This window comes from Sandarakinorhabdus oryzae, from assembly GCF_009733735.1.
Lineage (GTDB): Bacteria > Pseudomonadota > Alphaproteobacteria > Sphingomonadales > Sphingomonadaceae > Sandarakinorhabdus > Sandarakinorhabdus oryzae.
The window spans coordinates 1-10,601 of sequence record NZ_WNJP01000097.1; the positions used below are offsets into that span (position 1 = coordinate 1).

General features: G+C 65.1%; 7 protein-coding genes. 1 reads left to right on the top strand and 6 read right to left on the bottom strand.

Going from position 1 to position 10,601, the window contains the following annotated elements:
• The 3 genes from GJ693_RS10320 to GJ693_RS10330 all read right to left on the bottom strand — a co-directional run.
• On the bottom strand, positions 1-413 hold a 413-nt coding region (locus GJ693_RS10320), incomplete at its 3' end, for a type VI secretion system-associated FHA domain protein (RefSeq protein WP_156256224.1).
• The gene (locus GJ693_RS10325) at positions 410-982 is read right to left on the bottom strand and encodes a DUF6931 family protein (protein ID WP_156256225.1); all 573 of its coding nucleotides are present in this window, start codon (positions 980-982) and stop codon (positions 410-412) included. The genes GJ693_RS10325 and GJ693_RS10320, both read right to left, overlap by 4 nt.
• Complete coding sequence (locus GJ693_RS10330) at positions 982-3,006, bottom strand: type VI secretion system Vgr family protein (RefSeq protein ID WP_156256226.1); 2,025 nt, start codon at positions 3,004-3,006, stop codon at positions 982-984. Before GJ693_RS10330 ends, GJ693_RS10325 begins: the two co-directional genes overlap by 1 nt.
• Before the next feature lie 201 nt (positions 3,007-3,207).
• Between GJ693_RS10330 and GJ693_RS10335 the strand changes: the two genes are divergently transcribed.
• Entirely contained in the window at positions 3,208-4,374 is a 1,167-nt protein-coding gene (locus GJ693_RS10335; RefSeq protein WP_156256230.1) for a nucleotide sugar dehydrogenase, read from the top strand.
• Here the strand turns inward: GJ693_RS10335 and GJ693_RS10340 are convergent.
• From GJ693_RS10340 to GJ693_RS10350, 3 genes are read right to left on the bottom strand one after another with little or no spacing between them, the layout of a single operon-like run.
• Complete coding sequence (locus GJ693_RS10340; protein WP_156256227.1) at positions 4,346-5,383, bottom strand: S1 family serine peptidase; 1,038 nt, start codon at positions 5,381-5,383, stop codon at positions 4,346-4,348. The two genes, GJ693_RS10335 and GJ693_RS10340, sit on opposite strands and share 29 nt — an antisense overlap.
• On the bottom strand, positions 5,380-7,290 hold the full coding sequence (locus GJ693_RS10345) for a caspase family protein (protein WP_197042099.1): 1,911 nt from the start codon (positions 7,288-7,290) through the stop codon (positions 5,380-5,382). The genes GJ693_RS10340 and GJ693_RS10345 overlap by 4 nt, the downstream gene beginning before the upstream one ends.
• 17 nt (positions 7,291-7,307) lie before the next feature.
• A complete protein-coding gene (locus GJ693_RS10350; RefSeq protein WP_197042100.1) occupies positions 7,308-10,466 on the bottom strand; it encodes a caspase family protein in 3,159 nt (1,052 codons plus the stop codon).
• Between the last annotated feature and the right edge of the window lie 135 nt (positions 10,467-10,601).

A 10,601-nucleotide genomic window follows, 5' to 3' on the forward strand; every position in this document is an offset into this window, starting at 1 on the left:
GCCGGTTGTGCGGCACCGGCCGCGGTCAGCCAGTCCAGCCCGCCACCACTGCTGGCGCCGAACGCCCCGCCGCCAGCGCTGCCGGCCACGGCGGCCGCACCGGTGAGGCTGACGCGCACTTCATAGCTGCCGATCTTGAGCAGATCGCCATGATTGAGCCGATGCGGTGCGGTAAGGCGCTGGTTGCCGCCATTGATGAAAGTGCCGTTGGTCGAGCGATCGGTGAGGACATAACTGCCGTCGACGAAATCGATGTCGCAGTGCAGCGAGGAAATGAAATTCTTGGGGTCGGGCAGGGTCCAGTCGGCATGGGCGGCGCGGCCGATGGACAGGCCATGCTCGTTCAGCACCATGGTCACCGGGTCACCCGACGTCAGGCTGTCGACATTCTCGATGGAAAGTGTGCAGCTCATGAGGCAGACGCAGCCACTTGTTCGGCCTGGGCCAGCGCGGCGCTGAGCCGGCCGGCAAGGCCCGGGGGATCATTGTCGAGCATGGCCAGCAACACGGCGCCAGCCAGGGCCTGGCCAAAGGCGGCGGGCGGCGCCGGCACGGCCTGTTCCTGGGTGGCTGGCGCCAGGCTGCCGCCCGACAGGAACACGGCGAGACAGGCGCAGCCTTCCGCCGTGTCAAAGCCGGCATTCTCGCCGGCCTGGAAGGCGAGGCGGCGGTTGGCGTCGGAGGGCTCGGCGAGCCAGCGGTTCACCGCCTTGCGGGCCGCCAGCCGGCGGGCGACACTGGTTGGCGTCATCGCGCCCAGCCCAGCCGCCAGCCAGCGCACCGCGTCGAGCCGCGGCAGGCAATGGGCGATGAAGTTCAGTGCCTGCACCGGATCGGTTTCACGCAGACGGGCAAAGGCATCGGCAGGCGACAATTCGGCAACGGCGTCGAGATCGACGCTGCCGCCGGTCAGCGCGGCAATCTGGCCGGCCTTGGTCCATTTCACCCTGGGCCAGGGGCGGGAAGCGGCAAGCGTGGTCATCAGTTGATCATCACCATGGCGCCCTTCACGATATGGATCGCGGTGGCCTGCTGCTGGATCATCGTGCCCTTGCTCTCATACATCACGCTGGCGTCGATCTTGATCAGCAGGCCCTTGATGGTGATGCCGGTCTGATCGATCTTGATGCTGTTGGCGCCCACTTTCAGCTCGATGGATTGCATGGCCTGGGTTTCCTGCTTGCCCAGGTCGATCTGCAACTTGTCGTTGCCCATCTTCACGTTGGTGGTGCGGTTGCCCATCGAAAGCGTGTGGGTGTCATTGCCCTGGCTCACCGTGGTTTCACGGTTGCCCTGTTCCACGGTCAGCGTCTCGTCCATCTTGATGGTGGTCGTGCGCTTGCCGGTCTTCACCGACATTGTCTCGTCACCCTTGTCGATGGTGGTGGTGCGGTTGCCTTCCTTGATGTCGCGGGTTTCGTTGCCCTTCAGCACCAGTGTTGTCAGATCCTTCTGGGCCTGGACGTGAAACACCTCGCTGTCCTTGGTGTCGTCCAGCCTGATCTCGTTGAAACCGCCGCCGCCCTTGCTGCTGTTGGTCCTGAGGCCCTGCACCGGGTTGCCGGCCGAATTGCCAAAGGCGGGCAGATTGTCTTCGTTATACACCGATCCGGTGACCAGCGGCCGGTCCGGATCGCCGTTGAGGAAATCCACCACCACTTCATGGCCGATGCGCGGGATCATGAAGGCGCCATAGCCACGGCCGGCGCTCATCTGGGCGACGCGCAACCACAGGCTGCGGGCATGCACTTCGCCGCCGCCGTCATAATCCTGCACGTCCCAGAAGAACTCGACTTTGATGCGGCCATATTTGTCGGTGTAGATTTCCTCACCTGGCGGGCCGACGACCTTGCCGGTCTGCGGGCCCATGATGCGCGGCATCGGGGTCTTCAGCGCCGGCCGATACGGGTGATCGGATGGCATCAGTTCCAGTTCCACCCGCATGTCCTCATCGCCGCCGCCACCGCTGCGGAAACCCGACGCATAATAATGATGGTGGGTGGCAACGATCAGATATTCGGCCTCGCCGATATAGCCCTCGCCATTCTGGCTCTCGTCAAACGCCACTTTCAGCTTCCGGCCGACGGCCGCCGCAAACACGTCGCCTTCGGCATGGCTGCGGGCCATCTCGGCGCGGTCGGCCTCCAGGCGAACCTTGGCATAGCGTTGACCGTCGGCAACGCTGCCCTTGTCGTAATGGCCGGGATGCTCATAGCGACCGCCGAGGTTGAGCGACACGTCGGACGGGGCCGAGGTGCGCCAGCGTTTCGGCGCCTTGCCGACCGTTTTTTCCTGCGCATCGCGCCACAGCTGCACCGTCGGGCCGGTATAGTCATAATCATCGACCTCACGACCGGTGATGCCAAGCCGGCGGTGTTCGCGCAGACTGGTGAGCACGGCTTCCTTGCCATCCGGGGCGCCAGCGACCAGCCGCACCTTCTCCGGCGTGTTGGCGGTATGGGCCGCCTTGTTGTCAACGGCGACCATCTTGTGGCTGCCGTCGCCATGTTCAAAGAAATAATAAATGCCTTCGCGCTCCATGTGGCGGCTGACGAACTCGAACTTGCTTTCCTCATACTGCACCCGATATTCGACCGGCGAATAACTGGCCTGCAGCTTCTGCTGCTGGTTCGGCAGCAACTGGATCAGGTCGGCGATGCTCTTCTTGTAATGGATCTTGGAGAGTCGCTGGAGCGATTGCAGATAGACCTCGGGCCGCACCACCAGCCGATAATGATAATCCTTGCCGCCGTTGCTGCGGCTGACTTCGGCATATTCGCACAATATGCCACTGAAATGGCGCGAGACATGCGGCTGCCCGTCAAAGCTGAAGGTCACCGTCTTGGACAGGCATTCGTGGAGATCGACCGGGCCGCCTTCCGCCACCACTTCGGCTTCGATCAGGAACAGTTCCGACAGGCGTTCGATCGCCGTCATCGACGTCAGCAACAGCTGGCGATCAGGCGTCGTGGTGATCTTGCCGATGCGGTTGGAACTCGATGGCATCTGTATCACTCCCCCGGCCGCAAGTGCTTACGATAGCATAGCTGGACCCGTCAGCAACAGCATCGGCGCATGTTGTTGCAACCGTGCGATGGCTGGCCCCGGTGGCCGCTGTTGGCGTGCACGGGCATTGCACAGAAGGGCGTAATTCGCCACACAGGCGGCCACTTGCCGCCGGTGCAGCCGGCGCCCGTGGAGCAGATGATGAAGATTGCCGTTGTCGGTCTTGGCTATGTTGGCATGTCGAACGCGGTCCTGCTGGCGCAGAATCACGACGTGACGGCGGTGGACGTGAGCGCGGCGCGGGTTGATCTGGTGAATCAGCGCAAGAGCCCGATCGTTGATGCCGAGCTTGAGGATTATCTCGCCACCCGGCCGCTCAGGCTGACCGCGACCACCGATCTGGCCGCCGCTGCCCGCGACGCGGAGGTGGTGGTGATCGCCACGCCCACCGATTACGACCCTGACACCAATCATTTCGACACGTCGTCGGTGGAACAGGTGGCAAAGGCCGCGCTGGCCGCCAATCCGGACGCCAGCATCGTCGTCAAGTCCACCATCCCGGTCGGCTTCATCAGCCGCCTGCGCGCCGAGCTGGGCAGCGATCATGTCTTCTTCTCGCCGGAATTCCTGCGCGAGGGCCGGGCGCTGTTCGACAATCTCCACCCGTCGCGCATCATCGTCGGCGATACCGGCCTGCGTGGTCGCCAGTTTGCCGATCTGATGCTGGAAGGCGCGGTGAAGAAGGATGTCGCCGTGCTGCTCACCGACCCGGCCGAGGCCGAGGCGATCAAGCTGTTTGCCAACACCTATCTCGCCATGCGTGTCGCCTTCTTCAACGAGCTCGACTCCTATGCCATGGCGCACGGCATGGACACGCGCCAGATCATCGATGGCATCGGCCTCGATCCGCGCATTGGCAGCCACTACAACAACCCATCGTTCGGCTATGGCGGCTATTGCCTGCCCAAGGACACCAAGCAGCTGCTGGCCAATTATGGCAAGGTGCCGCAAAACCTGATCGCCGCAATCGTCGACGCCAATCAGACCCGCAAGGATTTCCTGGCCGAGCGCATCCTTGATCTCAAGCCGCGCACGGTGGGCGTGTATCGGCTGGTGATGAAGGCCAACAGTGACAATTTCCGCCAATCCAGCATCCAGGGCATCATGAAGCGCATCAAGGCGCAGGGCATCCCGGTGGTGCTGTACGAGCCGGCGCTGGCCGAAGACCAGTTCCTCGGCTCACCCGTGGTGCGCGATCTCGCTGCGTTCAAAGCCCAGGCCGACGTGATCCTGGCCAACCGCATGAGCGACGACCTGGCGGACGTCGCCGGCAAGGTTTTTACCCGCGACCTGTTCGGGGCTGACTAGCGCTATCGCACACGGCCTTGCCGCCGCGCAGCGCGCAGCGGGCGATCACGCCGGCTGGCACGCTGGCCTTTGCGGCCGCGATCCAGTCCGCATAATAAGCGACATTGGTGTAGAGTGCCGGTATGCCCTTGCGGCCGCAGCCTTCGCCGGTGCTGACGAGACCGACCAGCACGCGCCGCCGGGTCAACGGCCCGCCGCTGTCGCCCTGGCAGCTGTCCTGCTGCTTGTCGTCGCCGGCGGTCACGCACAGCACGCCGGGGTTGAGGATCTTCTTGTACGCCGCCACCTTTTCGCAGTCTTTCCGATCGAGCAGGGTTAGCCGGCCTTCCAGCAGGAAGCGCGACGCCCGCAGGCGCTTGCCGTCAACCGAGCGGGTGGCGCCATTCTCGCGCTCACCGACCTGGCCCCAGCCCGTGACCTTCAGATCATCGCCGGGCTTCAGCGTCTTCAACTCCGCCGGCGCCAGTATCCGCACCGGCGCAGCGGCGGCAGCGACATCGGACCGGGTTTCCTCGGCCGGCACCAGGCGGAGCAGGGCGATATCATGCTGCTTGGCGCCATTGCGGCGATAGCCAGCATGGACGGCCACGCGCTCTATGCGCATCGGCGTGGCATAGGTGATATCGACATTGCCCACCCGCGCGCCGATCAGTGGCAGGCTGTACAGCATTTCCGGGCCGCCAACGAAGCAATGGGCGGCGCTCAAGGCCCACTCCTTGTCGATCAGCACGCCGCCACAGCTGTGATCCTGCTCCCACGGCTCCATCCGGTCATAGAAGCGCTTCTTGAGATCAGTGTCAGCGCGGTTCAGGTCCGCCTTCAGGTCCTCGTCCGGGATGGGCGCCTTGAGAAAGATCTCGATCTGCCAGGGGGCGCTGCCCGGCTGGGCCGGTGTGCCGCGGACGACGCGGGAGCCTTCATCCTCGGGCGCGGGGGTGGGCGCCGGGTCGGGCGCGGGCTGGGCGGCCAGCAGCAGGCCTGACCCCAGCAGCAATGCGATCCTGGTCATGGTTCAACCCTTGTGTTGACGATGGCTGCAGACCAGTTGCCGACCTGGCTCCAGCCGCCGGCCCTGGCCCGGTCCGCGCCCTGGCAGAAGGTCCGCGCCACCGGGCTGAGACAGGCCTGCAGATCGACGACGTCGGTATCGGTCTGTTCGAGCACGCTGGCATTGAGCTCGCGATCGCTGGACAACGCGACGAAGCGCAGTGGGCCGGGTTCTTCGGGCGTCAGCTCCTGCCCCTCGGGAATGGGCAGGGCCTGGCCGTTCGGGATCGCCGGTTCCCTGGCGCCAAGGCCGGGCAACACCAGGTCCACGCTATATTTGCGGCCGATCGCCAGCACATAGACAAAGCGCGGTTCCGGTGCCTTGTTCTGCACCGCGACCTTGATCGGCTGGCCCATCTTCAGCGTGCGTCCGCCCGGCGGCAGTTCCTGACAAGCATACGGGTCAAACGTGGCAGTGGGTTTGGCAAGATTCTGGACGCACAGGCTGACCCCGTCGCGGGGCTGCACAGTCGCCAGCCAGCGCTCCACCCGTGCGATCTTTTCCAGTGCAGCCGCCAGCTGCACGCCGAACGGGGCGCTGTCGGGCGGGGGCAGGCTGGCCAGCAGGCCGGTGGGGCCAACAAGATCGAGGCCGCTGGCCGAGGCCCGCAGCGCAAAGCGGCCACGTGGGTCCGCACGCACGAAGCCAAGTTTCTGCACAACGGAAAGTGCGGCCGGATCAGTGACGGCCAGGGTTAGCACCGGGCCGCCAAAATCATGGGCGATCTCGCGCGCCACCAGCTGGCCAGGCGTGGCGGCTGGCAAGGGCGCCTCGGGCACCAGGATGGCGACGCCGGCATCGACACTGCCCACCTTGGCGACAAGGTCGCTGTTGCCGGCCAGCGCCTCGCCGGTGGTGGCAAACAGGGCAAAGCGCGAGCCCCGCGTGACGCCGACCAGACCGCCAGCGGCCATCACCAGCCGACCGCCATCGATGGCAACGGGGAAGGTGGGCACCTTGATTTCCGGCCCGCCCAGCGTGGCGCGCAGGGCACCTTCGGCATGCGGCACCTGGCGGTTGCTGGTGGCCGTTGTCACCTCTTCCACCACGCGCGCGGCAAGATCGGCAAAGCTGGCCTGCGGCGTGGCCGTGATCGCCTTCGCCAGTGCTGTGGTGAACACGCCGGCCCGCGCCCCAACCGCGCCGACCTCCTTGGCATCCTGGCCGTCCCCCGCGGCGCCCAGGTGCACGCGGTAGGCGCCATATCTGCCATATTGCTGGGGAGAAGCGATCGGCTGCAGCCCGCGCACCTTCAGATCAGGCGCGGTGCGGGTGGCCGAATTGCCATCGCGGCTGGCCGTGCCGCTGTTGCAGCTGTCGAACCAGGTGACGACATTGACCCCGCGTGACGTGGCGCCATCGATGAACTGCCGCACCTCGAAATCGACGATGTCAGCACCGGCCACGGCGCCGGGCCGGCGCGCGTCATAGGCCATCAGCGTGCTGTTGTAACGGCTGGCCTGATCAAGCGCGACATCATCAATGAAGCGCGAGCCGTGGCCGGCGAAATAGAGCAGGAGCGTGTCGCCCTGCTGGCTGTCGTCAAGCTGGCGGTTCCATGCGGCCAGGATCGCCGCCTTGGTGGCGCACTGGTTGATCAGGGTGATGGCGGCCGCCCCTTGCGACTGGCAGGGCTGGCCCTCCGGCATCGGTCCGACATCAAGGCCCCGGCTGCTGGCCAGTGCCGCCCGGATCCGCCTTGTGTCGCCCACCGCGCCTGACAGATCGTCGAAGCCGGCGCCCGGCACAGTGGCGCGGCTGTTTTCATATTTGTCGATACCAACGAACACCGCGCGCACATCGGCGCTGGCACTGGCGGGCAACAGCAGCGCCGTCAGCAGGGCCAGAACGGCGGTGCTGGGCGTCATGCGCGTGCTGGTTCTCGTCATTGGCGGCCTCGCAGGATCACGGTCGATGGTGCCGCGTTGAAATCGAACAGGCTGGGCAACTGGGCCCTGGCCGGCGCCGTTTCAGTGCGGCGCATGATCAATCTTACCCCTCGCGCCACGTCGATGCCGCCGCCCCGCCGCACTTCTTCTTCCAGCGATGGTAACCGCTTGACGGCATAGCGCAACCATTCGTCGAGACCGACCCGACCATCACGATCGAGATCAGCCGGACCACCCTCGGCGCTGAGGCCTTCCCCCAGCGCGGCGGTGAGATAGCCCTGGGCCAGGCTGGCGTTTTCCAGCGCCACGTCGTCGGCCTGGGTGGCGGCCAGGATGCGGATGCCCTTGTCGAACGCCAATTGTCCCAGCCCCGGATCGCCCATCGGGCCGGGCTTGAAATCGGGCGTCGCCACGGCCGCACCGGAATGGCAGGCATCGATGATCAAGGCGATATCGCGCGGATTGATGCTGCGCAGCCAGTAGGTGAGATCGTCCATGCTGATCACACTCGCCCCCTCGGGCTGCGGCGCGCTGAGCGGCCAGCGCGCATCAGAGGGCAGCAGTGCGAAATTGCCGAAGCCATCGACCGCGCCGTGGCCGGAAAAGCTGATGATCACTACATCATCGGGCGACACCTCATCAAGCTGGCTGACATCGTGACCGGCCATGCGCAGCCGGGCACGGGCGCCTTCCACGTCCCGCCCGCCCAGCAGCGACAGCGCCAGCAAGACATGGTCGCGGGTCACGGTGCGGGTGGCCGTCGTGGTCAGGCTGGCGCGGCGCACCTCATAACCGGGCATGGAGGCCAGCCGCTCGGCGATCAACAGGGCATCCGGAACGGCAAAGTTCAGCCGCAACCGGCGTTCGCCATAATCATTGACCCCTATGGTCAGCACGAAGGCGCGGCGCGGGCGGCGCGGTGCCGGCGGTGGATCGAAGATGATCTGAACGGTATCGCTCTTCACCCGGTCGCTGTTGAAGCTGTAGGCGCTGATCTTGACCGGCAGGCCGTCGCTGGGCAGCGCCACGGGCACCTTTAGGAAAAGCGTGCCAGCCGCACCGTCGGCCGACAGCCGGCTTGCCCTTCGCCACTTCTCCAGATCATGTGCCTGCGTCTCGGCCGCTTCGGGCAGGCTGAGAACCTGGCGGTTGTTCAGCAGGACCTTCAAGCCGAACACGCCAGAGCTCTGGCCCTTTGCGGCGTCATGGGTTTGATCGATCTCCAGCGACAGCAGCATCCAACCAGGCGTGACCGAGTCTATCTTGGTGACGAGGATAACGGGCAATAGCCGATTGAGGCTGGCCAGCGCCGGCAGCGGCTTCAACACGCTGGTGCAATTGCCGGCCGCCATGCAATTGATCAGTCGCTGCGACAGCTGCGGCGTGTAGAAATCGCGCATCAACGTCTGCGGGGCCAGGCTGTCGAAGGGCCGGTCGCTGATCAACCAGCGGAACGCCCTCGAGTCAGGCCCCAGGTTGGTGTCATAGCGACCATCGGGCGTCACGCTGACGAAGCCATCGCCAAGGAAATAGGTGGTCAGTATCACAGCGCCCGACCGACTGTCCCAAAGGCGCAAGCCTTCTAACGCCGCTGCCCAGATGATTGGCCGGCCCGGCAGCAACCCGGCCGCCTTTATGCGGGGGCTGAATTCCAGCGCGAGCCGCGGTGTGGCTGCGCCCCTGTCAACCAGGGTCACGCGGCCATCTTCGCCGGCCACGAGCAGTTGCTCGCCATTGCTTTCGACAGAAACCGGCGATTGCACCGAGGTCGCGATGCGCCGTGGCTGCGCGGACGCAATTGTCTTCGGCGTGCCGGCGAGCGGCCATTCCAGGATCTCGCCTTCGCTTGCGACCCACAAGGTTCCGCCGTCTGGCGCAAAACCCGCCGCGTGGTAATGGCTGGTCGGCTTGGCTTGCGTCATGGGCGGCAGGCGCAGGCGGACAGCATCACCTCGCACCGGATCGAGCACATAGGCCTGTCGTTGTTCCGAAATGGTAAACAGCAGAACGGCGACCTTGCTGCTCCTGCGGCTGACCCCAAGGCCGAGCAGGGTGCTCTTGTCCAACACCCGCTGCGGGATCGTCGTCTCCAGCGGCGCCCAATCGCCATCCTGCAGTCGCAGAAACCGGGTTCGGAGTTTGTTGGGATCCCAGCCGGTCTTGCGGCAATCTTCCTGTCCGATGCTGATCAGCTTGGCATCATCAATGACGGTCGGAAAGCAGGCCCACGGCAGCTTGCCGGTGACGGTGCCTTCACGACTTTCCACGATCTGCAGCCCGGATGCCGCGCCGCGCTGCAGGCTATCATCCGCGTCAGACCAGGGTTTCACCAGGAAATGATCATCATCGAGCCAATCGATGAACTTGGCCGTTCGTGGCAGCGTGAAGCGGCTTTTGAGCGAACCGCTGAGCAGATCGAGGAGTTCGACGACGAGCGTGGTTCCGTCGTAGAGACTGATGGCAAGGGTCTGGCCATTGGGCGAAACCTGGCCATCGGCGATGCTTCGCTTGGAGATCGGCTGAAAGAAATGGCGCTGTTGGCCATCTGCGGCCTCAAGCACGAAATGAGGGTATTCCCGCAGGATCCGCCAGCGGCCGTTTGGCGCGCTCGGCAGGGCAGGCAACAGCGCCGCGTTTTCAGCGCGGATGGCTGGTGTTTCCTTCGGGTCATAGGCCTTCATATTGGCGCTAAACCAAATCGCTCGCTTGCGATTATCGACTTTGGCCGCGCTGCCCGTCGGCTTGGGCTGCAGTTGTGACTGCAGGCGGACTGCACGGCTGGCGACATCGACGATGAAGGTCAGCCCGACCGGCTGCATCGCGTTCGTCCAGGTCTGGCCTTCGATGCGCAAGGTGGTGCCGGCCGCATCCATTTGCATGCTGTGATATTGCGTTTCGCCATCCAGTTCACCTGGATGGCCGGGCAAGGCAACGCGATCGACAATGACCTGTTGCTCGATGTCCCACAGGAGCAATTCGCGGCTTTTGCCATTTGCCGTGAACAGGAAGCGGCTGTCTGGCGTCCAGGCAGCCACATCGATCCAGTCCCTGCGGGACGACTGCACCACGATGCGGGCTTCGGGCGTGGACGGCGTTTGCGCAGCCACAGTCGCTGCCAGCCCGACAGCCAGCAGCGCTGCGAGGGCCAGGCGCATCAGCATCAGGGCCGGCCGCGCAGCGCCACTGGCGATGGTGCGGCGTTGAAATCGAACAGGCTGGGCTCCTGCGACTTCGGCGGCGCGGCGGCCGGCGCGCGCATCACCAGGCGCACGCCGCGTGCCGCCATGGCG

What these genes read in the sequence shown, in the direction of transcription:
- GJ693_RS10350 (WP_197042100.1), bottom strand. Translation starts at nt 10,466, where the DNA reads ATGCGCCTGGCCCTCGCAGCGCTGCTGGCTGTCGGGCTGGCAGCGACT.
- GJ693_RS10340 (WP_156256227.1), bottom strand. Translation starts at nt 5,383, where the DNA reads ATGACCAGGATCGCATTGCTGCTGGGGTCAGGCCTGCTGCTGGCCGCC.
- GJ693_RS10325 (WP_156256225.1), bottom strand. Translation starts at nt 982, where the DNA reads ATGACCACGCTTGCCGCTTCCCGCCCCTGGCCCAGGGTGAAATGGACC.
- GJ693_RS10330 (WP_156256226.1), bottom strand. Translation starts at nt 3,006, where the DNA reads ATGCCATCGAGTTCCAACCGCATCGGCAAGATCACCACGACGCCTGAT.
- GJ693_RS10335 (WP_156256230.1), top strand. Translation starts at nt 3,208, where the DNA reads ATGAAGATTGCCGTTGTCGGTCTTGGCTATGTTGGCATGTCGAACGCG.
- GJ693_RS10345 (WP_197042099.1), bottom strand. Translation starts at nt 7,290, where the DNA reads ATGACGCCCAGCACCGCCGTTCTGGCCCTGCTGACGGCGCTGCTGTTG.